Origin of the sequence: Lentzea californiensis (assembly GCF_024648825.1) — a bacterium.
GTDB lineage: Bacteria > Actinomycetota > Actinomycetes > Mycobacteriales > Pseudonocardiaceae > Lentzea > Lentzea californiensis.
Genome location: NZ_JANBBE010000004.1, coordinates 106,765 through 129,250, shown reverse-complemented (window position 1 = coordinate 129,250; position 22,486 = coordinate 106,765). Strand labels below are relative to the sequence as shown.

Genomic DNA, 22,486 nt, shown 5'->3' with positions numbered 1-22,486 from the left:
CGTGCGTCGCACACGGCGCCATAGGGCCTGACCTGCACGTTCACTCCATCGTGGAATGGAATTCGAACACCTGTTCATGCCACGATGAACGCATGCAGGCACTCGCGCTCTCCTCCCCGCTCGAGCTCCTCGACGAGCTCAAGCGGAAGGTGCGCGCGTTGCAGAGGCTTCAGTTCCAGGTGCTGGAGATCATCGGTTCGCTGGATCAGCAGGGCGCGGCGGAAGCGTTGGGGTACAAGGATCTCGTCGAGGTCTTCAAGCACGCGTTGCGCTGGGATCCGAAGGTGTCACGCCGCAGGATCAAGCAGGTGCAGGCTTTGTGCCCCACGGTCACGCCCACTGGTTCCCGGATCGCGCCGGCGCTGCCCGGTGTCGCGGCCGCGATGGCCGAGGGAGAGCTGTCCGAGGACCACGTGGAGGTGCTGGCCGAGGCGATGGCAGCGCTGCCCTCCGTGGCGGAGGAGCACGTGGTCGAGTACGCGCGGCAGCACGAACCCCGCTCTGCCAAGGCGTTCTGCAAGGAGCTGGCCTACCGCCTGGACCAGGACGGTCCAGAGCCCAAGGACCCGCAGCCTGTGGCGCGGAAGAACGTCCTGCGGCGTCAGTGGAGGGGCGGCCGATACCTGCTGTCCGCCGACCTCGACGCCGAGACCGGCGCGAAGCTCGACGCGCTGATCGACCCGCTGGCCAAGCCGGAGCCCCACGACCAGCGGTGCGCGCCGGAACGAGAGGGCGACGCGCTGTGCGAGGTCATCGACCTGGCCCTGCGCGCCGACGGCAGCAGGATCCACGGCGGCGAGCGCGTTCAACTGACGGTCACGGTCGACTACGACAAGCTCCGCGAGGGCGTCGGCAGCGCTCTGCTCGACAACGGCGAGCACCTGCCGATGAGCCAGGTCCGCAAGATGGCCTGCGACGCGGGCATCATCCCCACCCTGCTGGGCAGCCGCTCCCAGGTCCACGACGTAGGCCGCAAGACCAGGGCGATCAACGCGGGCCTGCGCCGGGTCCTGGTGGCCCGCGACAAGGGCTGCGCCTTCCCCGGCTGCACCCGCCCGCCGAAGCACTGCGAAGCCCACCACATCAGGTTCTGGTCAGACGGCGGCGCGACCAACGCCGACAACCTCGTCCTGCTTTGCCGCCGCCACCACGACCTGGTCCACCACTCGGAGTGGCAGGTCGAGATGGCCGAAGGCCTCCCGACCTTCCGCCCACCGGCGTTCGTGGACCCACACCGAAGACCGAGAACCAACCCGATCCACGCCGCCTGACGCGCCGCGCCCATCCGCCTGGGCGCGGCGCAGCACTCAGAAAACGCCCCCGCGGGCCGCGAACACGTCCTCGACCGGGCTCTCCGAGCCCAGCGCGAGGCGAAGGAGCACGCGGGCCTTGCGCGGGCACAACCAGCCCGCCATGACCACGCCGCGGCTGATCAGGTCCGACTCGGAGCCGGTGAAGCCGTATGTGTTGCGGAACGTCGTGCCCGCTCCGGTCCGCGACGCCACCACCACCGGGAAGCGGGCTCGGGAGATCGCCTCGGCCATCCCCTGCGACACGTGCCCGGCACCGGTGGCCGCCACGACGACGCCCTGGACGTTGAGCCAGTCCAGGATCGCACCATCATCGTCCACTGTGGCCTCGATCAGCGGAACCGCTGGTGCGTCAAGGGGTCGCGGCAGTGCCTGCGAGCGGTGCGCGGGGTGGAAGTACCGCGGTGCGCCCTCGACCTGAAGTCCGAGTGGGCCGGGGAACGAGGTGAAGGCGTTCATGAGGCTGCTGTGCGCCTTGCGAACCCAGCGGGCGGCGTGGATCTCGTCGTTGAGGACGAGCAACGCTCCGCGGCCCCGTGAGTTCGCCGCCGCCGCGACGGACACGGCGGCGGCGAGGTTGGCCGGGCCGTCCGCGCCGGGCAGGCCCGGGTGGCGCATGGCGCCGGTGACGACGAGCGGTTCTTCGTGCGGCCACAGGCAGTCGAAGAAGTACGCGGTCTCTTCCAGCGTGTCGGTGCCCTGAATGATCACCACACCGGCGGCGCCGCGCGAGACCTGCTCGCCGGCCCAGTCGAAGGTCTCCAGCAGCGTCGCGGAGGTGAGCGAGGCGCCGGGGATCGTCGCCAGGGTGGCGATCTCGCCGACTTCCAGGCCTCCGACGAGGTCCTGAGCGCCGAGTGTCGGGGACACCGCGCCGGAGCCCGTCATCGTGATCGTGCCGCCGAGCGATGCAACCGCCACCCGTGAGTCCATGACTTCACTCTAGGGTTGATCGCATGACCGGACTCGGATCAGTTGCCTGGCCACCCGCCCCGATCAGGACCGAACGGCTCGTCCTGCGCGCGTCCGAGGCGGGTGACCGTGCGGCGTTCGTCGAGCTGTTCTCGTCGCCGGAGGTGGGCACCTACGTCGGTGGCGCGCAGCCGCGGGACGAGGTCGAACGCACGGCGCCCGAGGTGCCGGGACGGCGCACGGGCTTCTTCGTCGTCGCTCTCGGCGGCGCGATGATCGGCATGGTCAGTTTCGACCCGGACCCCGATTTCGGTGAAGCCCAGCTTGGGTACCAGTTCCTGCCGGAGTTCTGGGGGCAGGGCTACGCCTACGAGGCGTGTGCGGCGGCACTCGACTGGTTCGCCGCCGCACGTCCCGGTCAGCAGGTGGTGACCACCACGCAGACGGCCAACCTGGCCTCGATGCGGCTCGCGGCGAAGCTGGGCTTCACCGAGGTGAGGCGCTTCGAGGGATGGGGCGCCGAGCAGTGGTCAGGTGTGTGGACGCCCCGGGGTGTCACTGACGCCAGTAGGTGATGTTGCGGAAACGGGCCTCCGCGCGGCCACTGCCGTGGTGGTAGACGCCGTTCTTGAAGTAGCGCGTCGCCGGGCCCTCGTCCTGGTGCGTGAGCTTGAGGGCACCGTTGTAGTACGTCTTCACGGTGCCGCGGCCGCCCGCCACCGCGGTGTGCTCGACGCGGATCTTGAACCACTTGTCGTAGATGCCGGTGGCGACGACCTGGTTGCTGTCCTTGCGCAGGGTGCCGCCGCTGGCGTTCGTGACGTTGAGCATCACGTCGGTGGCGCGCGTGCCGTCGGGGCGGCTACCGCGCAGGATCTGCACCACGGTCGGGCCGCTGACGCCCGCTGGGATGTAGATCTCGCCTTCCCAGGCGCGCGAGCCGCTGGAGTACTCCTGGTTGAAGCGGAGCTCCGTGCGCGGGTCAGTCGGGCTGCCCTGGGTGTGCGGCTGGTCGTAGTCGTACACCCACGTCGTGTGGACGCCGCCCTCGAACTTGTACCGGGCGCTCGTCGCGAGGTTGTACGGCTTCTGGACGGTGTAGGTGTACGGCGCCGAGACCCACTGCGCGGACGGCGGCTGAGCGAGGGCCTGAGCCGCCGGGGCCACGAGCAGGGGTGCCGTCAACGCGAGGGCTAGCACGGATCGTCGTGTGTGGAGTGCAGGGGTTTCCACGGTGAATCCCTCCGACCTTCGATAAGTGGTCTGTACCACTGTGAGGTCAGAGGGCGGAGGGAATCAATACTTCGTTCAAATTCCGGAACAACGTTCAGATAGGCGAACTTTTCACATTCCTGAACTGATCTCGTCGAAGGTCGGGAACTTCTTCGCGATGTCGCTGCCGGTGAAGTTCCCGATCCAGCCGTCGTCGTCGTGGAAGAACCTGACCGACACGTAGTCCGGCGTCGTGCCCATGTCGAACCAGTGCGTCGTGTTCGCCGGAACGCTCAGCAGGTCACCCGCCGTGCAGAACACCGCATAGACCTTGTCACCGATGTGCAGGTAGAAAACGCCTGCGCCACGGGCGAAATAGCGGTCCTCGTCGTCGTCGTGCGTGTGCTCGGCGAGGAACTTGTCGCGGAACTCGACGGCCTTCGCGCGGTACTCGTCCGTGTCGGCCGGAGTCATCTCCATCGCGTCTACGTAGCCGTAACCCTCGGTCTCGCTGACGCGGGCGATGTCGTCTTTGAAGATTTCCAGCGCGTTCTCAGCGGTCACACCGTCCACAACGGACCAACGGCTGAAGCGCACGCCGTGCTCCTTGAGCGCGGTGGTGATCTCCTCGGCGTCGGTGGTGCGCAGGACGGTCTCCTCGGGGCCGGTTTCCGGCCATACCGTCAGCAGCGTCATGAGTGCCTCCCCGTAAAGATGTCTCGCGTCTCCACCTTGAAGCGCAGCAGCCACTCCAGGCATTCCAGGCGGTGCCGGGCCTGCACCAGGTCGTCGCCCCACACGTACACGCCGTGCCGTGCGACGAGCAGCGCCGGCACCTCCGGGTCGAAGCCCTTCTCGAAGGCGTCGCCCAGTTCGAGCATGTCCTGCGAGTTGCGGACGACCGGGATCACGACCTCTTCGTGGGCGTACCGGCCGAAACCCTTGAGCATCTCCAGGTCCTTCAGCACCACGCCGCCGGGCCAGTGCTCCGCCGCGACGACGGTGGCGAGCGCGTGGACGTGCACGACGGCACCTGCACCGGCGACGCGGGCGATCCTGGCGTGCAGGCCCGCTTCGGCGGACGGCACCTTCGGCGAGTCGACCGCGTTGCCGTCGGCGTCGATGACGACGCTGTCTTCCGCGGTGATCTCACCCTTGTCGACGCCGCTGACGGTGACCGCGAGCCGGAGCGGATCACGTTGCAGGACAACGGAGAGGTTGCCGCTCGTGCCGCGCATCCAGCCCATCTGCGCGAAGCGGACGCACTCGCGGGCGAGCTCGGCGGTCACGAAAGCTCCCACACCGTCGGGTGGGGCGAGAAGTCGGCGTTGCCGTACGGCTCACCGGCGCGCGCGACGCCGACCGTCTTCCAGCCCGCCTCCTGCGCGGCGTGCAGCTCGGCCGGAACGTCGCTGTAGAAGGTGATGTCGTCGCTCTTCAGCACCGAGGCGATCTTGTGGTACGACGCGGCTTCGCGCTTCGGGCCGGCGTTGACCGTGTCGAAGTGGTGCTCCAGCAACGGGGTCAGGTCGCCGTCGGTGGTGTGCTGGAAGAACGCGACCTGGCCCGCGACCGAGCCGGAGCTGAAGATCGCGAGCTTCACGCCGTCGCCGTGCCACTTGCGGATCGCGGGGACGACGTCCGGGAAGAACTCCGCCACCAGGTCGCCCTGCGCGTAGCCCTGCTGCCAGATGAGGCCCTGCAACGTCTTGAGGGGCGTGACCTTCTGGTCGGCGTCCATCCAGTCGTGCAGTGCTTTGACAACGTCGTCGTGGCCGCTGAGCTCCTTGATCTGCTTCACGGCGTCGGCGACCACCGGGTCGTCACCGTGCTGCTCGATCCACGGACCGAGCCTGGGACGGGCGTAGTCGTAGAGGACGACCAGCACCTGGTCCGTCGCGCTCAGCGTGCCCTCGATGTCGAGCACGACCCACTTGCTCACCGCTGTTCTCCCTCGTAGTACTTGTCGAGCTCCCCGGCGCCGTAGACGCCCCGGTCGGTCACCACCGTCGTGACGAAGCGCGGCGGCGTCACGTCGAACGCCGGGTAGTGCCCCTTGGCCCTCGGCGTGGCACTCGGCCTGCCCAGCACCTGCAGCACTTCGGCACCGTCGCGGTACTCGATCTCCACGTGGTCCGTCGTGGGCGCCAGCAGATCGGGTGCCTGCACTTGGGCGTGGAACGGTACTCCGAACGCGTGCGCGGCCACGGCCAGACCCAGTGTGCCGACCTTGTTCACGACGTGCCCGTCCATGGTGACCCGGTCGGCCGCCGTCACCAACGCGTCGACCACGCCGCTCTGCAGCACCGCGGCGCCCATGCCGTCCGTGATGAGCGTGGTGTCGACGCCCATCTCGATCAGCGTTTCCGCTGTGAGTCTGGCTCCCTGCAGGTACGGCCTGGTCTCGGTGCAGAAGAAGCGCAGCGTCTTCTGCTGCTTCTGAGCCGCCCTGACCGTCTCCGTCAGGTACAGGTCGGCCCAGCAGTGCGTCATGACGGTGGCGTTGTCGGCCAACAGGTTCGCCGTGTGCTCACCCAGCGCCTGGCTCTTGGCCCGGTACCTGCGGTCGCCCTCCTCGGCGCCCGCGAGTGCGTGCGTGACGTCCCGCGCGGCGTCCACGTGGTCGAGGACGACCTTGGTGGCCTTGCGCAGGGCGTTGTTGGTGCGCCTGGTGTTCTCGAGCATCCGCGCGGTCTCCGCGAGCTGTGCGCGGGACTGCTCGAACGGCAGCGCCTCCAGGGTGCGCGCCTTCAGCACCATGGCGAACAGCACCGCGAAGTACGGGCCGGAGGACTGGGTGACCATGTCCTCGATGGCTTTCGCGACGTCCTCGGCCGTGCGGCAGAGCACCCAGTTCCGTTCGAACGGGAACTGCCGGCGGTCGAGGATCAGCACACCGTCCTCGGTGAGTCGCACCGAGTCGGCGAGCACCGGCTGCATCAGCTGTACCCGGTGTGCGCGGGACGCGCACCGGTCAGGAAGTGCTCGCCGACCTCGCGGGCCTTGTAGACGACCGGGTCGTGCAGCGTGAGCGTGCGGGCGTTGCGCCAGAAGCGGTCCACGCCGTACTTCGCGGCGGTGCCGCGCGCGCCGACCTGCTCGAAGATGCGGCTGGTGACCTCGTTGACGAGCTTGGTGCTGACGACCTTGGCCTCGGAGATCGTCACCGCGACCTCGCCGCGCTTGGCGGGCGTGAGGTTGCGGCCGAACTCGGAGGCCTCCCAGAGCTGGCGGGCCGCTTCGTCCGCGAGCAGCCCGGCGGCCCTGGTCTGGGACACCATCTCGCCGTAGGCCGCGACGATGTACGGGTCCTCGGTGGCGGACTCGACGCCGCTGACGAACCACGGGCGGGTCTTGGTGCGGGTGTAGTCGGCGGCCTCCGCGAGCGCGCCTTCCGCGATGGCCACGTAGAGCTGGGCGAGCACGAGCTGGAAGCCGAGCGCGGCGAGGCTGACGCGCGGGTCCTCGGTGGACGGCTGTACGCCGAGGACCTCCGTCACCCGGACGTCCTCGAAGTTCACCCCGCCGGACGCCGTGAGGCGCTGACCGATGTTGTCCCAATCATCCAAGTAGGTGATTCCGCTCGCTTTCCCGTCGAGCAGGAACGTGAGTTTCTCGCCGTTGTCCGTGCGGGTCGCGCTGACCACGAGGCGGTCGGCGACGGCGGCTCCGGTGGCGAAGGTCTTGCGACCGTTCAGGACGAAACCACCTTCGGCGGGCGTCAGTTCGAGCGCCGCGTCGAGCGGGTTGCTGACGCCGGCCCAGAACTGGTCGGACTGGACGCTGAACGGGGCGTCGAACAGCCCGCTGCGCCAGATCTGCAGGTAGTGGTACCCGAGGAGGTGTCCGGCGTTGGCGTCGGCGGCACCGACGATCCGGCCGATCCGCTGCTGCTGCGTCCAGTCCCGGACGTTGAGCAGACCGCTCTGCCGGAGCAGTTCCACCTCTTTGGCGGGCGGCTGGCCGGCCCGGTCCCTGTCCGCCGCGTCGGACCTGAGCGTCGCCGCAACCTCGTGCGCGACGTCCAGCCAGTTCGACATCCCTGCTCCTCTCGGTGGTACCCGGTTCAACTTACTTCTTCACACCACCGGGCTAACCACGATGTGAGAGAGACCGTGGCCTGGCAGACTGCGCGAACCTCGCTCTGGCGGGGGTCCAACATCTAGGGAGCAATTCGTATGGCGCAGGGCACCGTGAAGTGGTTCAACGGCGAGAAGGGCTTCGGATTCATCGCGCAGGACGGCGGCGGTCCGGACGTGTTCGTCCACTACTCGCAGATTTCCGGTTCGGGCTTCAAGTCGCTTGAAGAGCAGCAGCGCGTGGAGTTCGAGATCGGCCAGGGTCAGAAGGGGCCGCAGGCGCAGGACGTCCGCGCCATCTGATTCCGCTCTTCGAAGCCCGCTCGGCCTCGCGCCGGGCGGGCTTCTTTTGTGACCAGACGGATTTTGGCGGCAACCGAGGGAGTCGAACCCTGCGCGGCTTGTGAAGGCGGCGCCCGAGTACCGGCCCAAACCCTTCGGTCGGGCGACGGCTGCCTTGGAGTTGTTCTGCCCCCTAAGAGAGGGCTACGGCATGTGGGATACCCACAGTGTTAAACATCCACACGCTTGAAAGCGTTTCATGTTTAACGCTGGTAGGTGACTCTGGTCACCGTGCGATACCTCCCTGCCATCGCGGCCCTGCTCCTGCTCCCCTTGGTACCCGCCACCGCTGAAGCGGCTCCCGCGGGCACGTTCTACGTCACCAGTGTCCGGACCGGCCTCAACGTCGCCCAGAGCGGCAGTGGACTGGCACTGCACCGCCCCAAGGGCAACGAGGACCGCCAGCAGTGGCGGCTGAACGACGGGAGGTTCGAGAACACCGACTCGCCGGGCCAGTGCATCACCCGTCAGCTCACCATGGGTTCGTGTTCACAGGGGGATGCGGTTCACGAGCCCCGCCAGTTCGGTGATCAGTGGGAATTCTTCAGCCTCGGCGGTGAGTCGCGCTGGTACCTGACGCCGGTCACGGCCCAGACCAGTCCGATGCCGGCGGACCCGCGGCTCGACCAGATGACGTTCCTGACCGCCCACAACGCCTACGCGAACGGGGTGGACGGCGGGTTCGCGCCGCCGTTCGTCAACCTCGCCAAGAACCAGACGCGCGGGATCGTGCAGCAGCTGAACGACGGCGTGCGCGGGTTCCAGCTGGACATCCACCAGACCGCGGACGGCGCGATCCTGTGCCACAACAGCTGCACGCTCGTGAGCAAGCCGGTGGCGCTCAACGTCGACGTCCAGCGGATCGTGGACTTCCTGCGCGCCAACCGCAGCGAGATCGTCACGGTCTTCCTGGAGGACTACGTCGACGCGAGCACGCTGCGCGCCGAACTGCGCAAGGTGCAGGGGCTGAACGACGTGCTGTACCGGGCCGAGGGCGTGCAGCAGAACGGCTGGCCCACGCGCAGCCAGATGCAGAGCAACGGCAAGCGGCTGCTGATCTTCACCGACCACGGCAAGGACGGGCGCGAGGACTCGGGCGTGCTCTACCAGAAGGACTGGACCGTCGAGAACTACTGGTCGATGGGTTCGGGGCTCGGCGGCTCCGACTGGTCCTGTTACAGCCGATGGGATGAAAAACCGCTCACCGCGACCGGCGCCTTCCAGCCCCTGTTCGTCATGAACCACTTCCGCGACGTTCCGTTCACGAGCACCGCGACGACGGACAACGGCAAGCTCGCGAACCGGGCGCAGCAGTTCTGCCAGCCCGCGGCCAGGAAGAAGCCGAACTTCCTCGCAGTCGATCTCTACCACCTCGGGAAAGCGCAGGCGGCGGTCGGCCAGCTGAACTCATACGTATATGGGCCGTAGCCCGAATACTGGGAGTTGTACGCTCCGCGCATGGCCTCGATCCTGTTCACGCGCGGAGCGCCCTCTCTCGACATCATCGACCAGGAAGGCCTGCGCGAAGCAGCGCAGAAAGCCTTCACGGACGACCCCGGCGGCACCTTCGCGTACGGCACGAGCGTCGGCTACGTCCCGCTGCGCACCTGGCTCGCGGAGCAGCACGGCGTCGCGCCGGAGCAGGTGCTCGTCACCAACGGCTCGATGCAGGCCGACGCGTTCCTGTTCGAACTGCTCGTGCAGCAGGGCGACGACGTGGTGGTCGAGGCGCCGACCTACGACCGCACGCTGCTGAACCTGCGCCAGCGCGGCGCCAAGATCCACGCGATCGAGCTGGAGACCGACGGCATCAACGTCGACGCGCTCGAGGCGCTGCTGGAGAGCGGTGTGCGCCCGAAGCTCGCGCACATCATCCCGAACTTCCACAACCCGGCCGGCTACACGCTGTCCGAGGTGAAGCGCGCGCGTCTGCTGGACCTCGCGGCCAAGTACGACTTCGTGCTGTTCGAGGACGACCCGTACGTCAAGGTGCGGTTCGAGGGCGAGACGCTGCCGACGATGCTGTCGCAGGACGCGAACGAGAAGGTCGTCTACGCGTCGTCGTTCTCGAAGACCATGGCGCCCGGCATCCGCTGCGGTTACCTGGTGGGCCCGAAGGCCGTCATCAAGTCCATTCAGGACATCGCCACCACCACGTACATCTCGCCGAACATGGTGGCGCAGTCGATCGTGAACTCGTACTGCCGCTCCGGCCGTCTCGAGGAGTCGGTCGCGAACGTCCGCACCGCGTTGCGCGCCCGCAAGGACGCCCTGGTCGCCGCGCTCCAGCGCGAGCTGCCGGAGGCCGTGTTCACCGCGCCGCAGGGCGGCTACTTCATGTGGGTCGAGCTGCCGGGCGTGTCGATCGACAAGCTGGTGCCGGTCGCGAAGGAGCACGGCGTCGAGTTCGTGAAGGGCTCCGACTTCCTGCTGGAGGGCGGCGACAACGCTCTGCGCCTCGCGTTCTCGGGCGTCACGCCGGAGCAGATCGACGAGGGCATCACGCGCCTCGGCGCGGCCGTTCGATCGCTCTGATCTGCGCTTCCAGGTGGTCCGGCAGCGCACGTCGCTGCCGGAGCGCCTGACGCAGCCGGGGCAGGGCCGCCCGGAACGCCTTCGGGTCCTTCAGCGACGCCGCCAGTGCGCCGGCCACCGGCCGTCGCATCCACGCGGCCAGCAGCACGTTGCGCCGCTCGACGACGTCCTCGCCCGCCGCCCGGCCCGCTGCCGGGTGGTGGTGCGCCACCACGTCGTCGACGTAGCAGAGCGCCCACCCCGCCGCCGCGAGGTCCCACGACAGCAACGTCTCCTCGCCGCGGAAGAACAGCACCGGGCTGAAGCCGCCCACGTCCAGGAACGCCTGCCGCCGCACGATGGCGGAGCAGGCCAGGAACCCGAGCACCGCGGGTCCCGCGACCCCCTCGCCCAACGGGCTGTCGCGTAGCAGCGGCGTGATCGGGTCGAGTCTCTCCTCCGGCCCCACCAGCGTGCGCGCGACGATCACCGCCAGGTCCGGGTGGTCGTCGAAGATCGGCTCGGCCCGCTCGATCGCGTCGGGTGCCCACCACGAGTCGTCGTCGGCGAAGGCGACGAACGGTGTCCGCGCCGCCTGCACGCCGAGGTTGCGCGCCACCGCGCCCCGGTTCACGGCCGACTCCAGCAGTAGAACGTTCGGGAACTCGTCGCGCACACGGGAAACCGTGTCGTCCTCGGACGCGTTGTCGACCAGTATCACCGGCACCGCCAGCTCGCTCAGGCGTGCCAGCGTGCGCAGCAGGCTGTCCGCGCGGTTCCGCGAGGCGATGACGACGGTGGTCCGGGCCATGCCAGTCGTCTACCCCACCGGTCGCCGTCGACACGTTGACATGGTCTGCCGCTAAATCTGGCAGATACTGACATTCTGGTCTAGGTTGACGGCGTGGAGACGCTCACCGCCCGCGCCGCGAAGGACCTGCGCACCCGCCTCACCATCCAGGAGGCGGCCATCGCCCTGTGCCTCGACCAGGGCTTCGCCGCCACGTCGACCAAGGCCATCGCCGATCGCGCGGGCGTCTCCGAACGCACGCTGTTCCGCACGTTCGGTACCAAGGCGGCGATCTTCTGGTACGACGCGTTCCTCAGCCGCGTCGTCCGCGCGCTCGTCGCGGATCCTGACCCCGTTGCGGCACTGACGAAGGCGGTGCGCACGGCGATCGACACGATCACGCCCGAGCAGTGGGCGCTGGAACTCGGCCGGCGCTCGGTGATCGTCCGCGAACCCGACCTGATCGCGACCGGCACCCAGGAGCTCAACACCGGCGCCGCACAGGTCGCCACGATCCTGACCCCACCGCTCGCCTCCCCTGCGCAGGCCTTCGACCTGGTGCTTTTCGCGCGGTTCGCGGTGGCGGGCATGGGTGCGGTGCCGATTCACACGGACACCACACCGGCAGCGTGGGGCGCGGCACTGGAACGAGTTGTGCACAAGGCGGCACACGGCGCGTTGGAGCGGTCATGAAGCTCATCACGAACCCGGACACGCTGGCCGGCCTCAGCCACGACGAGGCCGAGTGGGCACCGGCGGGCACGCCGTACGCCGCCTTCCGCCCGGAGTCCACAGAGGACGTTCAGGAAGCCGTGAGGCACTGTGCGGCGAACAACATCCCGATCGTGCCGCGAGGTGCGGGCACCGGTCTGTCCGGCGGCGCCAACGCGGTCGACGGCTGCCTGGTCCTCGACCTCAGCCGCATGGACGGGATCCTGGAGATCGACCGGGACAACCTGCTCGCCGTCGCGCAACCGGGTGTCGTGAACGACGACCTCAAGAAAGCCGTTGCCGGACAGGGACTCTGGTACCCGCCGGACCCGGCCAGCTCGCCGTGGTCGACGATCGGCGGCAACGTCGCCACGAACGCGGGCGGCCTGTGCTGCCTCAAGTACGGCGTGACGCGCGACTACGTGCTCGGTCTGGAAGTAGTGATGGGCGGCCCGGTCGCGTACGGAACCGCGGTGCGGCTCGGCAGGCGCACCACGAAGGGCGTCGCCGGGTACGACCTGACGAGCCTGCTGGTCGGCTCCGAGGGCACGCTCGGCGTCGTCACCGAGGTCACGGTCCGGCTGCGCCCGGCCCCGCGTCCGTCCGGCACCGTCGTCGGCGCGTTCTCCAGCCTCGTCGCCGCAGGTCAGGCCGTCGCGCTGAGCACCGGCCGCGGCCTGCAGCCCGCCGCGCTGGAGCTGATCGACCGCGCCTGCCTGCAGGCCGTCGAGGACTGGAAGCACCTGGGCATCGAGCCGGACACCGAGGCCATGCTGCTGGCCCGCGCCGAGACACCGGACGACGCGGACGGCCTCGTCGCGGCCTTCACCGACGCGGGCGCCGTCTGGACAGAACGTTCGACCGACTCGACGGAGGCCGAGGCGCTCTTCGCCGCGCGCCGCCTCACCTACCCGGCGCTCGAACGCCTCGGCCCTTTGCTGACCGAGGACGTGTGCGTCCCCAGGTCCGCGGTACCCGCGATGCTCGCGCACATCGAGGAGATCGGTGCGCGCCACCAGGTCCGGATCGCGACCATCGCGCACGCCGGCGACGGCAACCTGCACCCGTTGCTGATCACCCCGCCCGGGGACGACAACGCGAGGATCGCGGCGCAGGCGGCGTTCGAGGACATCATCGACCAGGCACTGCGGCTGGGCGGCACCGTCACCGGCGAGCACGGCGTGGGCCTGCTCAAGCGCGACGGCATGATCCGCGAACTCGGCCCGGACGCGTGGTCGGTCCACCAGGCGGTCAAGCACACGCTCGACCCCCTGAACCTGTTCAACCCCGGCAAGGCCTGAGGAGTCCGCATGCGCGTTCCGGTAGAGGGCGGCGACCTGGCCGTCGAGATCCACGACGGCGACACCCCGCCCGTGCTCGCGATCCACGGCGTCAGCGGCAGCCGCAAGCTGTGGAACTGGCTGGCAGCGCACCACTTCTCGCTCGTCGCCCCGGACCTGCGCGGCCGAGGGGACAGCCACGAGGTGCCCGGCTCGTCGATCAGGCAGCACGCCGACGACATGGTCCGCGTGCTCGACGCGCTGGACCTCCAGTCCGTGACGGTGTGCGGCATGTCCATGGGTGCCTACGTGGCCGTCGACCTGGCCGTGCGCCATCCGGACCGGGTGCGCGCGCTCGTGCTCGTGGACGGCGGCTTCCCCATGCCCGCCCACGCCCAGATGACCGAGGAGGTGCTGCCGGAGGCCTTCGCCCCGCAGGTGGCCGCTCGCGAACGCACCTGGACCATCGACGAGTACGTGGCTGTCCAGGCCATGGTGAACCCGGTCATCGACGCGGCCGACCCGTTGATCCGCGACTACTTCGCCCACGACCTGACCCCGGACGGCCACCTCAGGCTGCCGGCCGACACCCTGGTAGCCGACGCCACCGACGTCATCTTCGGCACCTCGCGCTGGCGGGACCTGACCATGCCGACGTGGTTCGTCCATGCCGAGTGGAGCACTGGCCCGGACTCCCCGCCCGCCTACACCGCCGACCAGGCCCAGGCCTTCCGCGCCGACCTGCCCGTCCTGCGCGAACCCGTGCTGATCAACGAGGTCGACCACGGCGGCACCGTGATGACACGGACCGGCGCCGCCGTCACCGCCGAGGTGCTCGCGGAGGCCCTGAAGTGAGCTGAAGCCCGAGGCGATGTGAGCACTGCGCCACACCTCTTGGGTCCGAGCGCGTCCGCGAGTTAATGTGTACACCAATGATTAGTACACCAAGCATCTCGGAGAACCCGCTCGAGCTGGAGCGGCAGGTCTGCTTCGCGCTGGCCGTGGCCAGCCGGACGGTGATCGCGGTCTACCGCCCGATCCTGGAGCCGCTGAACCTCACGCATCCCCAGTACCTGGTGATGCTGGCGCTCTGGGAGCGGTCGCCGCGCACCGTCAAAGACCTGAGCAACGTCCTGCAACTCGACCCCGGCACCCTCAGCCCGCTGCTCAAGCGGCTGGAGGCGGTCGGGTACGTCGAGCGGCAGCGGGACAAGGCCGACGAACGCGCGCTCGCGCTCACCCTCACCGAGAAGGGCATCGAGTTGCGCAAGGAAGCGCTCAAGATCCCCTTCAAGGTCGTGGAGCAGCTCGACATGACGTTCGAAGAGCTCGCGCAGCTGAACCAGGTGCTGCACAAGGTGATCGCCAAGGCGACGCGGTGAACCCCGCGCTGAAGATTTGGTACTACGCCGGTGGGCGCGTGCCGCAGAAGTACCGGGAGTTCGTCTACGACGACGTGACCGGCCCGAAGTGGCTGCTGCGCTTCACCGTGCGCAGTCTCGTGCAGGTCACGCCGCTGACGACGGCCATCACACTGGCGCTGGTCTTCGGACTCGGCTCGCCGTGGCCGCTCGCAATCGCGTGCGGTGGGCTCGGTTTCGTTGTAGGACTGTACTTCGCGCTGTCCTACGCCCCTGAAAGTGTGGATTATCGCCTGACGAAATACGGGTATCCACGAGGAACTGCGACGCAGGGTCGCAGGGATCGAAACGCCGCGCAGGACAGCGAACGACAGGCGAAGTACGACGCGGTCTGGCGGCGATCCGAGGGGTGAAGACCTGTGGCCTTGTCGAGCGATCAGTTCCAGTTCACGAGGCCGCAGGCGCTCACACTCACAGCGGGCGTGTTGCAGCTCGCCTTCGGATGGCTGGACCTGTTCGGCCTGGACCCCAACTACCGCGTCGTCCAGCTCGGTGTCGGCGTGATGGGCATCGTGATGGCGTGGCGGCTCGGCCTCGCTCGGATGTACGGGCTCATCCTGTTGCTGGGGTTCGGGATGCTGGCCTTCTCGCTCGACGACGTCACGACCGAGGGCTTCCTCGGCGTGCGGACGGCCCTGATCGGGCTGGTGATCACGCTGGCCAGGCCGGCAAAGCGGGCTCCGAGCTGACGTCGCGGCCCACCGAGTGCAGCGCCGTCAGAGTCGCGAAACCGTCCGCCAGCAACGCCGTGTCCGTGCCCGGCACGAGCGACTCCTCGTTGTAGACGTGCACGAGCTCGACCTCGTTGTCGCCCACGTCGTCCACCCGGCTCTGCACCGTGCCGAACCGCGCCAGCTCCGCCCAGCGAAGTCCCTGCACGTCGGCGACGTTCGGCACGTTCAGCGACAGCACCGTGGCCGCGGGCATCTCCAGCAACATCGGCAGCACGAGGCGCACGACCTCACCTGCCTTGTCCCACAACGGTTCAGGCCCGTCCAGTCCCACGTCGAGTGACGCCGCCAGTGCCGTGACGTCGTTCAGGTGCGCGGTCAGCGCCGCGCCGACTGTGCCCGAGTGCAGGATCGCGCGGCCGACGTTCGCGCCCAGGTTCACGCCGGACAGGACCACGTCGGGCTTGCCGCCGAAGCCGCCCCGGCACGCGATCAGCGAGATCAGGCCAGGATGCGCCGCGACCGCGTAGGCCTCGACGTCGAGGCCCGGCAGGGTGCGGCGTTCGCTCGCCACCCTGCCGTTCTCGCCCGCCGCCGCGACCGACGCGCTGGTACCGCTGGCCTGGGTGGACGGCGCCGCCACCACCACTTCGAGGCCGCAGTCGGCGGCGGCCGACGCCAGGGTCCACAGGCCGGGAGAGTCGATTCCGTCGTCGTTCGTGATCAGCGCGCGCATCCGCTCATTCCTCGATCGGCTCCAGTTCCACGCGTTTGCTCAGCTCGCGCACGGCATCTCCCCCGCCACTGCCGAGGCCGTGCCGGGTCACGTTGACCGCTCCCGCGGCCGCGCCGAGCTTCACCGCGTCCGTCAACGACATACCCAGCGCGAGGCCCGCTGAAATCCCCGCGGTCATGGAGTCACCCGCGCCACGCGTGTCGACGGGCTCCAGCTGCGGCATCTTCACGAGGTAGAGCTGGTCTTCCAGCAGCGCCAGCGCCGGTTCGTCGGCACGGGACACCACCACGCCGTGCACGCACGAAGCAGCGATCTCCTTGGCCTTCTGGATGAGCTTGGGCAGGTCCTCCTCGCCCAGTTCCTCGTGCGAGACCTTGACGACGTGCGGGCCGCCGCGCACGGCTTCGGCGAGCCGGTCGCCCGCGAGGTCGACGATCACGCGGCAGCCGTTGCCGGTCAGGTCCGAGGTGAGGCGGAAGTACGTGTCGTGGGGCAGCACGCGGTCGTCGGACGGCCCGCTCAGCACGGCCGTGCCCGCGCGGATGCCCTCCACCAGTGCCGACTCGTAGACGTCGTCGAGCTCGTGGCGGGACAGCGCGCCGGGGATCATCTCGACCATCTCGTCCCGGCTGCCGTCGCGGCGGTCGTGCACGTAGGCACCGTTGCGGGCGGCGACCTCACGCGCCTTCAGGTCGACGTGCTCGCCTTCCAGCAACGTGCGCAGCACACGGCCGGTCTCGCCGCCGAACGTCGCGCACACAACGGCTTCGACACCTAAGGCGGCGATCATCCTGGACTGCCAGAAACCCTGGCCGCCGGCGTGCAGGTGCACGTCCGGCTCACCGTCGAGGTCCTCGACGGTGATGGTCAGTTGAGGGGACGGGGCAAATACGGCAACTCGGGCATCCACGACGTCCTGTTACCCGGTGCGGGCGCTCGGTAAGCGCCCGCACCGGATGAATCAGGCATCACGCCCCGGAGCCGCCGGTCGGGTCCTCCCCGTCCTGCGGTGCGGGCGCGCCGTCCGGTCCCATCTTCTCGTCGGCGCGCCACTCACCCGGTTGCGTCATGTCGCGGTACTCGTCGACCTCCTGAGGTGTCGGGTCGACACCGGCCTCTTCGGCGAACTCTTCTGCCACTTCCGGATCAGTCATGGCCGACGAGTACCCAGGAGGAGTCAGCAAACGCCTCCGTCGCGCCAGACGCCCCACTGGCCGGTGGTGCCGGGCTCCTCGCCCCGCGTCCACCACTGCGCGGTCCACTTGCGGCTGTTGTGCGAGACCACGTTGCCGCCGTTGTAGACCTTGTCGCGCTCCCACACCGGCTGCGCGCACGGGCCGGTCCCGGGGCCGCCGGTGTCCCACGGCACCTGGGTGGACTTGTAGAAGTTGATGCCCATGGTCGTCCAGCGCGGGCCCTGGTTGCCCAGGCGCACCTTGAACTGGTCCCAGTTGTGCGTCGACCACGGCGACCAGGCCAGCTCGGCGATCGCGCCGAGCCTCGGGAACGCCATGAACTCGATGTCACGGCCGGTCACCAGCGTCTCGCTCCACAGTGGAGCCTCGACGCCGTGGACCGCGGACTCCGGGACACCGCTCAGGTGCGTGCCGGGGTTCCACTCGTAGGCGGTCTGGACCTCGATCAGACCGGCCCACGACAGGCCCAGGGGCGTGCTGGAGTTGTACTTCATGTCCAGGTACGCCTTGTTCGCGGGCGACATGATGACCTTCTGGCCGCGTGCCGCCGCTGCCTGCACCGTGGCGTTGGACGCCGAGGTGCCCCAGTACTGCGGCATCGCGGTGGTGTCGGTCGTGGTCTTCACGAACTCGTGCCAGCCGAGCACGGTCTTGCCGTACTTCTTCACGATCGGCAGGGCCCGGTCCATGAACGCCTGGTAGTCGGCGTCGGAGGTGGCGTGCGCCTCGTCGCCGCCGATGTGGAAGTACGGGCCGGGCGTGAGCGCCGCGATCTCGCGCACCACGTCGTCGACGAACTGGTAGGTGATGTCCTTGTTCACGCACAACGAGGAGTAGCCGACCTCGATGTCCGTGCGCAGCGGCGGCGCCTGGCCGTTGCAGTTGAGCTCCGCGTACGAGGCCTGCGCGGCGTTGGTGTGGCCCGGCATGTCGATCTCCGGGATCACCGTGATCTTGCGCGAGGCCGCGTACTGCACGATCTCGCTGTACTGCGCCTTGGTGTAGTAGCCGCCGGGGCCGCCGCCGACCTGCGTGCTGCCGCCGTACGTGGCGAGGCGCGGCCAGCTGTCGACGACGATCCGCCAGCCCTGGTCGTCGGTCAGGTGCAGGTGGAAGTAGTTGATCTTGTAGAGCGCGAGCTGGTCGATGTAGCGCTTGACCGTGGAGACCGGGTGGAAGTGGCGGGCCACGTCGAGCATCGCGCCGCGGTAGGAGAACCTCGGGTAGTCGACGATCAGCGTGCCCGGCACGGTCCACGGACCGGCCTGCGCGGTCGTGCTCTCCACCTTGGCCGGCAGCAGCTGCCGCAGCGTCTGCACGCCGGTGAACAGGCCTTCGGCCGTGTTGGCGCGCAGGACGATGGAGTTCGCCGCGACGTCGAGCTGGTAACCCTGCTGGCCGACCGTCCCCGGTGCACCCGTGAGCAGCAACGAGATGCCGTCGGACGGGGTTCCGGTCGTGCCGGACACCGGGAGGGCGTAACCGGTCGAGGGCCGCAGGACTCCGGCGAGGAAGTCACCGACGTCACGTGCGGCGGGGGCGGTGTAGATCTTCGTGGCTGCCGTCAGCGTGTGCGTGACACCGCTTTTGGCCTGCACCGAGACAGGGACCGGCACGAGGCTCTGCAGTGGTTCCGCGGCTTGCGACTGCGCGCTCACGGACAGCGCTGCGGTGACAGCGACGACCACGGCGAGAACGCGAGTTCTCACGACTCCTCCTCACGAGTCGGGGGCGGCGACCCTGCCTCCAGCGTGCTCACACATCCCTATGACGTCAATGGTCTAGGCCAATTCTTTGTTCGAGACAGGCTCGAAAGCGGCCTTGCGCGCGGCTCGGCGCAGCGTCCGGAGCAGTACAGGGCCCGACGGCGCGGTTAGCAGGATCAGTAGCCGGGGAGGCTGAGGCTGTTCACGATCTCGGCGAAGTCGTCACCGGGTGCCCCGCCCGTCTCCATGTTCCGCAGCGCCATGTCCTGGTTGGCGGTCACGTACGGCCGCAGGAGCTCCTCGTAGCGCTGGAAGGCGGCCGACGGGTCCTTCGCGAGCTCACCGGCCAGCACGTACGCACCGACCAGGGCCATGCTGGTGCCCTGCCCGGACAGCGGCGACCCGCAGTACCCGGCGTCACCGAGCAGCACGACGTCGCCGCGCGACCACGAGTCCATCCGGATCTGGCTCATCGAGTCGAAGTGGAAGTCCGGCGCCTCCCACATGTGCTTCAGCGCGGTCGGCCACACCCAGCCCGCGCCGTCGAACTTCTCGGCGACCAACCGGCGCTGGGCTTCGACGTCGCGGTGGTCGAACGACACCTCGCCGTGGAAACCCATGTACACCCGGCATTCCGCGTTCGACCGCGCGCTCATGATCCCGCCGCCGACGACCCCGCCCTGCTGGAACGTCTGCCAGTGGTCGAGACCGAGGAAGTTCGGCGCGGTGAAGACGGCGAGGTTCATGCCGAGATGACTGATGAACCGCGACTCCGGCCCGAACACGAGCCGGCGGACGTTGGAGTGCAGGCCGTCCGCGCCGACGACGACGTCGAAGTCGCGCGGGGCGGCCTTCTCGAACGTGACGCGGGTGCCGTCGATCGCGGTGATGGTGTCGTCGAAGAGGTGCTCGACGCCGTCCGCCGCGTCGAACAGCATCTGGGCGAGGTCGTCGCGCAGCAGTTCGACGTCGGCGCTCGCCAGGTCGCCGCCGCTCAAGGTGTGCGTGGTGGAGCGGAACAGCTCGTTGCCGTCGGCGTCGACCATGTTCATGCCGCGCATGCCGGTGCTCAACGACCGCAGCCTCTCGCCGAGACCCATGCGCTCGACGACCTCCAGCGCCGGCCCGCGCACGTCGATGGCCTGGCCGCCGGGCCGCAGACCGCAGGCCCGTTCCACGACGGTGACGCTGAAACCGTGGTGGCGCAACCAGTACGCGAGCGCGGGCCCGCCGATGCTGGCGCCGGAGATCAGGACGTTCTTCATGGTGTTGCCCCCTGTGAGCCGGTGTTGCCCACAAGGTGCCGACCTCCGCTGACCGTCCGCTGACCGAACGCGGTCAGCGGCGGTCAGGTATCAGCCGGGCGGCCGACGTGCCGATGCCCGACGGGCCCTGGTTGAACGCTCCCACGCTCACCGGGGTCCGGATCTCGTCCTCGCCGTAGCGACTGGTCTCCTCGTGCCAGTTGAGGATCGCGACGATCCAGTCCTTCAGCTCGTCGGCGTAACGGGTCAGCGACGCGCGTGTGGCCGAGTCCAGCGAGAAGTCCTCGAACATCTGCGGCAGGTGCGTCTCGACCGAGGCGATGAACTGCCCGAGGCGGGCGTCCATCAACGCGTAGGTCACCTCGAACGCGCGGGACTGGGAAACACCGAGGAAGTTCTCGATCACCCTCACCATGTTGTGCACTTCGCCCTCGTACTGGATCTCCTTCAGGTACGAGAAGACGTCGTTCATCAGACAGGCGTAATCCATGGCCGACCGCTCCATGGTCTGGATGACCCGGGTTCCCCAGATCTCCGGCGGCACCGTCGTCGAATGCGAAAAGCGCGACAGGGAGGTCGTCAGTTCCGAACCGAACGTCGACCGCCGCATCTCCAGGTAGTCGATCGGGTCGGGAATGCGGTTCTGCTGGATGTTGACGACTTCCCACACCCACGCGTCGACCATGTCGTCCACGGTCTGCCGGAACGTCGCCCGGAACTCGGCGGACATGGGGCCGGCGGTCTTCTGCCACAGGTCGGCCAGGCTGCGTTCCATCGCGTTGGCCGGCACCAGGGCCGGCACCATGTCCAGCGGCATGCACTGCTTGAGCCGCGCGGTCTGGAGCTTCAGGCCGGCCAGGTCGCGCAGGCGCCCGAACACCCACGGATAGACGTCGTCGGCGTAAGTGCCCCAGGTCAGCCAGCACGCCGAGAGGAACAGCTCGGCCGGGGTCGCGTCCGGGTCCAGCCCCGACGAGCACAGCGCGAGGTCGAACCCGCGGTGCTTGGCCTCGTCCCAGATGCCCTCGCTGTGGATGCCCATCTCCCGGCCCCACCCGACGATCTCCTCGCGCACCTGGTCGAGGTGCGGCGACAGGGTCAGCGTGAACGGGACGTCGAAGTCCGGCAGCGTGTACGGCTCGACGATCTTCGGTGTGCTGGAGAACTGCCGGAGCCGCTGCGGCATGGTCTTGGCGTACGAGCCGAGAACGCCCAGCTGGGGCTTCGGGGCCTTGTTCATGTACCGCGACGACCGCAGGTGCCACTCGTGGCCGCCCGCCTGCCAGTCCTGCAGGCCCTTCACGTAGCCCAGGACGGCCGCGCGCCCGATGGGGTCGATGGCGTGCTCGTCCAGCAGGATCGGCACCTCGGTGAGCGCCGTGTGCTCGAACTGGTGCAGCCGCGAGGTCAGCAGGTCGTTGACGGCCTCGGCGGCCTGCTGCGTGGGCAGGTCGAGGAACTTCTCGAACACCAGCACGCCGTTGGAGAGCTCGCCCTCGTCGAGCACCTCGCGTTCGTAGGAGAACAGGTCGTTGCGCAGGTGCACTGCGTCGCTGAACGTGTCCCTGAGGACGCCGATGGGCCGTGACAGGGCGATCCGCGCGGGCACCTCGAGGCCGACGGCGTGCTCCACGAGGTTCGCGGACCACGGCGCGCCACCGACCTTGCGGCGCATCTCGATGTACTCGATGGGGTTGGACAGCCTGCGGGCGCTGATGTTGTGCAGCTCCCACATCGACTCGTCCAGCAGGTGCTTGGTGTTGGCGGCGAACCGCTCGCGCCAGTCGAGCGAGTGGGTGGGCACGGTGCGGCGCCAGAGGTCGGCGAGGCCCTTCTCCACCGGGTTCTCCGGCGTGGCGGTGATGGCGCCGTTGACCGGCATGAACAGCGGCAGCCGGTCGAGGTAGGCCTGCGCGCCCCCGATGTCCGGGTTTCGCTTGTAGAGCTCGACGAAGTGGTCGTCGAAGTAGAAGACCCACACGTACCAGTCGGTGATGAGGTCGAGCGCCTCACCGTCGCAGTCGGGGTGGGTGTACGCGCAGAGCAACGCGTAGTCGTGCGACTCCAGGTCCTCTTCCGTCCAGATGACGGTGCCGTGCTGGGGCACGTCGACCATGTCCATCTCGCGTGCCCAGGCACGGGTGTGGACGCGGGCGCGTTCGAGGTCCGGGTTCAGCCGGGCCGGGTAGGGCGTGTAGAACTCCGGCAGCTGGAACGGCTGCATGTGCGTTGGACCTCCGCGCGTTGGGCTGACGCACTGCACGCAACCAGCCCGGCGCACGGGGGGCCAGATGGTGACACCGTGATCCACACGTGCGTGGATCTCTGTCGCCCGTTCAGC

General features: G+C 68.7%; 25 protein-coding genes. 11 read left to right on the top strand and 14 right to left on the bottom strand.

The window, feature by feature from the left end; translation table 11 throughout:
• Positions 1 to 92 precede the first annotated feature (92 nt).
• Positions 93 to 1,271, top strand: coding sequence for an HNH endonuclease signature motif containing protein (locus LX88_RS17520; RefSeq protein WP_258948857.1), 1,179 nt, complete (start codon positions 93 to 95; stop codon positions 1,269 to 1,271).
• A 36-nt stretch (positions 1,272 to 1,307) separates the two neighbouring features.
• On the opposite strand, the gene LX88_RS17515 is transcribed toward LX88_RS17520, so the two are convergent.
• Entirely contained in the window at positions 1,308 to 2,243 is a 936-nt protein-coding gene (locus tag LX88_RS17515; RefSeq protein WP_258948856.1) for an asparaginase, read from the bottom strand.
• 23 nt (positions 2,244 to 2,266) lie between these two features.
• Here LX88_RS17515 and LX88_RS17510 point away from each other — a divergent pair, with 23 nt between their 5' ends.
• Positions 2,267 to 2,797, top strand: coding sequence for a GNAT family N-acetyltransferase (locus tag LX88_RS17510; RefSeq protein WP_258948855.1), 531 nt, complete (start codon positions 2,267 to 2,269; stop codon positions 2,795 to 2,797).
• Here the strand turns inward: LX88_RS17510 and LX88_RS17505 are convergent.
• The 6 genes from LX88_RS17505 to LX88_RS17480 all read right to left on the bottom strand — a co-directional run bounded on the left by LX88_RS17505 (position 2,778) and on the right by LX88_RS17480 (position 7,474).
• On the bottom strand, positions 2,778 to 3,422 hold the full coding sequence (locus LX88_RS17505) for a polysaccharide lyase family 7 protein (RefSeq protein WP_258948854.1): 645 nt from the start codon (positions 3,420 to 3,422) through the stop codon (positions 2,778 to 2,780). The two genes, LX88_RS17510 and LX88_RS17505, sit on opposite strands and share 20 nt — an antisense overlap.
• A gap of 144 nt (positions 3,423 to 3,566) precedes the next feature.
• On the bottom strand, positions 3,567 to 4,130 hold the full coding sequence (locus tag LX88_RS17500; RefSeq protein WP_258948853.1) for a 1,2-dihydroxy-3-keto-5-methylthiopentene dioxygenase: 564 nt from the start codon (positions 4,128 to 4,130) through the stop codon (positions 3,567 to 3,569).
• Positions 4,127 to 4,723: a methylthioribulose 1-phosphate dehydratase gene (mtnB, locus tag LX88_RS17495; protein WP_258948852.1), complete on the bottom strand. Its 597-nt coding sequence runs from the start codon at positions 4,721 to 4,723 to the stop codon at positions 4,127 to 4,129. The genes LX88_RS17500 and mtnB overlap by 4 nt, the downstream gene beginning before the upstream one ends.
• Positions 4,720 to 5,376, bottom strand: coding sequence for an acireductone synthase (gene mtnC, locus LX88_RS17490; protein ID WP_258948851.1), 657 nt, complete (start codon positions 5,374 to 5,376; stop codon positions 4,720 to 4,722). The genes mtnB and mtnC overlap by 4 nt, the downstream gene beginning before the upstream one ends.
• On the bottom strand, positions 5,373 to 6,374 hold the full coding sequence (locus tag LX88_RS17485; RefSeq protein WP_258948850.1) for a s-methyl-5-thioribose-1-phosphate isomerase: 1,002 nt from the start codon (positions 6,372 to 6,374) through the stop codon (positions 5,373 to 5,375). The genes mtnC and LX88_RS17485 overlap by 4 nt, the downstream gene beginning before the upstream one ends.
• The gene (locus tag LX88_RS17480) at positions 6,374 to 7,474 is read right to left on the bottom strand and encodes an acyl-CoA dehydrogenase family protein (RefSeq protein WP_258948849.1); all 1,101 of its coding nucleotides are present in this window, start codon (positions 7,472 to 7,474) and stop codon (positions 6,374 to 6,376) included. Before LX88_RS17480 ends, LX88_RS17485 begins: the two co-directional genes overlap by 1 nt.
• Positions 7,475 to 7,612: 138 nt before the next feature.
• Between LX88_RS17480 and LX88_RS17475 the strand changes: the two genes are divergently transcribed.
• The 3 genes from LX88_RS17475 (at position 7,613) to LX88_RS17465 (ending at position 10,390) form a co-directional block, all read left to right on the top strand.
• Positions 7,613 to 7,816, top strand: a complete 204-nt coding sequence (locus LX88_RS17475; protein ID WP_030479286.1) for a cold-shock protein — start codon at positions 7,613 to 7,615, stop codon at positions 7,814 to 7,816.
• Positions 7,817 to 8,086: 270 nt separating this feature from the next.
• On the top strand, positions 8,087 to 9,283 hold the full coding sequence (locus LX88_RS17470) for a PI-PLC domain-containing protein (RefSeq protein WP_258948848.1): 1,197 nt from the start codon (positions 8,087 to 8,089) through the stop codon (positions 9,281 to 9,283).
• Positions 9,284 to 9,313: 30 nt separating this feature from the next.
• Positions 9,314 to 10,390 (top strand): aminotransferase-like domain-containing protein, encoded by a 1,077-nt coding sequence (locus LX88_RS17465; protein ID WP_258948847.1) that lies wholly within the window; start codon positions 9,314 to 9,316, stop codon positions 10,388 to 10,390.
• Here the strand turns inward: LX88_RS17465 and LX88_RS17460 are convergent.
• Positions 10,356 to 11,180 carry a glycosyltransferase family 2 protein gene (locus LX88_RS17460; RefSeq protein WP_258948846.1) on the bottom strand — a complete coding sequence of 275 codons (825 nt, stop codon included), beginning with the start codon at positions 11,178 to 11,180 and terminating at the stop codon, positions 10,356 to 10,358. The two genes, LX88_RS17465 and LX88_RS17460, sit on opposite strands and share 35 nt — an antisense overlap.
• A gap of 93 nt (positions 11,181 to 11,273) precedes the next feature.
• Between LX88_RS17460 and LX88_RS17455 the strand changes: the two genes are divergently transcribed.
• From LX88_RS17455 to LX88_RS17430, 6 genes are all read left to right on the top strand, one after another.
• Complete coding sequence (locus LX88_RS17455; protein ID WP_258948845.1) at positions 11,274 to 11,852, top strand: TetR/AcrR family transcriptional regulator; 579 nt, start codon at positions 11,274 to 11,276, stop codon at positions 11,850 to 11,852.
• Positions 11,849 to 13,171, top strand: coding sequence for an FAD-binding oxidoreductase (locus LX88_RS17450; RefSeq protein ID WP_258948844.1), 1,323 nt, complete (start codon positions 11,849 to 11,851; stop codon positions 13,169 to 13,171). The genes LX88_RS17455 and LX88_RS17450 overlap by 4 nt, the downstream gene beginning before the upstream one ends.
• A 9-nt stretch (positions 13,172 to 13,180) precedes the next feature.
• Positions 13,181 to 14,005 (top strand): alpha/beta fold hydrolase, encoded by an 825-nt coding sequence (locus LX88_RS17445; RefSeq protein WP_258948843.1) that lies wholly within the window; start codon positions 13,181 to 13,183, stop codon positions 14,003 to 14,005.
• Between the two features lie 77 nt (positions 14,006 to 14,082).
• A complete protein-coding gene (locus LX88_RS17440) occupies positions 14,083 to 14,532 on the top strand; it encodes a MarR family winged helix-turn-helix transcriptional regulator (RefSeq protein ID WP_258948842.1) in 450 nt (149 codons plus the stop codon).
• Positions 14,529 to 14,924: a DUF5313 family protein gene (locus LX88_RS17435; protein ID WP_258948841.1), complete on the top strand. Its 396-nt coding sequence runs from the start codon at positions 14,529 to 14,531 to the stop codon at positions 14,922 to 14,924. The genes LX88_RS17440 and LX88_RS17435 overlap by 4 nt, the downstream gene beginning before the upstream one ends.
• 6 nt (positions 14,925 to 14,930) lie before the next feature.
• Complete coding sequence (locus LX88_RS17430; RefSeq protein ID WP_090068292.1) at positions 14,931 to 15,260, top strand: hypothetical protein; 330 nt, start codon at positions 14,931 to 14,933, stop codon at positions 15,258 to 15,260.
• On the opposite strand, the gene surE is transcribed toward LX88_RS17430, so the two are convergent.
• The 6 genes from surE to LX88_RS17400 all read right to left on the bottom strand — a co-directional run bounded on the left by surE (position 15,223) and on the right by LX88_RS17400 (position 22,369).
• Positions 15,223 to 15,978 (bottom strand): 5'/3'-nucleotidase SurE, encoded by a 756-nt coding sequence (gene surE, locus LX88_RS17425; protein ID WP_258948840.1) that lies wholly within the window; start codon positions 15,976 to 15,978, stop codon positions 15,223 to 15,225. The two genes, LX88_RS17430 and surE, sit on opposite strands and share 38 nt — an antisense overlap.
• A 4-nt stretch (positions 15,979 to 15,982) precedes the next feature.
• Positions 15,983 to 16,888: a 1-phosphofructokinase family hexose kinase gene (locus LX88_RS17420; protein WP_258948839.1), complete on the bottom strand. Its 906-nt coding sequence runs from the start codon at positions 16,886 to 16,888 to the stop codon at positions 15,983 to 15,985.
• A 58-nt stretch (positions 16,889 to 16,946) separates the two neighbouring features.
• Positions 16,947 to 17,132: a hypothetical protein gene (locus LX88_RS17415; RefSeq protein WP_258948838.1), complete on the bottom strand. Its 186-nt coding sequence runs from the start codon at positions 17,130 to 17,132 to the stop codon at positions 16,947 to 16,949.
• A 23-nt stretch (positions 17,133 to 17,155) separates the two neighbouring features.
• Entirely contained in the window at positions 17,156 to 18,862 is a 1,707-nt protein-coding gene (locus tag LX88_RS17410) for a beta-N-acetylhexosaminidase (RefSeq protein WP_258949192.1), read from the bottom strand.
• A gap of 194 nt (positions 18,863 to 19,056) precedes the next feature.
• Positions 19,057 to 20,145 (bottom strand): FAD-dependent monooxygenase, encoded by a 1,089-nt coding sequence (locus tag LX88_RS17405; protein ID WP_258948837.1) that lies wholly within the window; start codon positions 20,143 to 20,145, stop codon positions 19,057 to 19,059.
• A 73-nt stretch (positions 20,146 to 20,218) separates the two neighbouring features.
• On the bottom strand, positions 20,219 to 22,369 hold the full coding sequence (locus tag LX88_RS17400) for a terpene synthase family protein (protein WP_258948836.1): 2,151 nt from the start codon (positions 22,367 to 22,369) through the stop codon (positions 20,219 to 20,221).
• Positions 22,370 to 22,486: the final 117 nt, after the last annotated feature.

Excerpts from the sequence above, each read along its gene's own strand:
- LX88_RS17480 (WP_258948849.1), bottom strand. The coding sequence starts at position 7,474 with ATGTCGAACTGGCTGGACGTCGCGCACGAGGTTGCGGCGACGCTCAGG.
- LX88_RS17460 (WP_258948846.1), bottom strand. The coding sequence starts at position 11,180 with ATGGCCCGGACCACCGTCGTCATCGCCTCGCGGAACCGCGCGGACAGC.
- LX88_RS17405 (WP_258948837.1), bottom strand. The coding sequence starts at position 20,145 with ATGAAGAACGTCCTGATCTCCGGCGCCAGCATCGGCGGGCCCGCGCTC.
- LX88_RS17465 (WP_258948847.1), top strand. The coding sequence starts at position 9,314 with ATGGCCTCGATCCTGTTCACGCGCGGAGCGCCCTCTCTCGACATCATC.
- LX88_RS17475 (WP_030479286.1), top strand. The coding sequence starts at position 7,613 with ATGGCGCAGGGCACCGTGAAGTGGTTCAACGGCGAGAAGGGCTTCGGA.
- LX88_RS17510 (WP_258948855.1), top strand. The coding sequence starts at position 2,267 with ATGACCGGACTCGGATCAGTTGCCTGGCCACCCGCCCCGATCAGGACC.
- LX88_RS17520 (WP_258948857.1), top strand. The coding sequence starts at position 93 with ATGCAGGCACTCGCGCTCTCCTCCCCGCTCGAGCTCCTCGACGAGCTC.
- LX88_RS17440 (WP_258948842.1), top strand. The coding sequence starts at position 14,083 with ATGATTAGTACACCAAGCATCTCGGAGAACCCGCTCGAGCTGGAGCGG.
- LX88_RS17445 (WP_258948843.1), top strand. The coding sequence starts at position 13,181 with ATGCGCGTTCCGGTAGAGGGCGGCGACCTGGCCGTCGAGATCCACGAC.
- LX88_RS17415 (WP_258948838.1), bottom strand. The coding sequence starts at position 17,132 with ATGACTGATCCGGAAGTGGCAGAAGAGTTCGCCGAAGAGGCCGGTGTC.
- LX88_RS17400 (WP_258948836.1), bottom strand. The coding sequence starts at position 22,369 with ATGCAGCCGTTCCAGCTGCCGGAGTTCTACACGCCCTACCCGGCCCGG.
- LX88_RS17515 (WP_258948856.1), bottom strand. The coding sequence starts at position 2,243 with ATGGACTCACGGGTGGCGGTTGCATCGCTCGGCGGCACGATCACGATG.
- LX88_RS17500 (WP_258948853.1), bottom strand. The coding sequence starts at position 4,130 with ATGACGCTGCTGACGGTATGGCCGGAAACCGGCCCCGAGGAGACCGTC.
- surE (WP_258948840.1), bottom strand. The coding sequence starts at position 15,978 with ATGCGCGCGCTGATCACGAACGACGACGGAATCGACTCTCCCGGCCTG.
- LX88_RS17450 (WP_258948844.1), top strand. The coding sequence starts at position 11,849 with ATGAAGCTCATCACGAACCCGGACACGCTGGCCGGCCTCAGCCACGAC.
- LX88_RS17485 (WP_258948850.1), bottom strand. The coding sequence starts at position 6,374 with ATGCAGCCGGTGCTCGCCGACTCGGTGCGACTCACCGAGGACGGTGTG.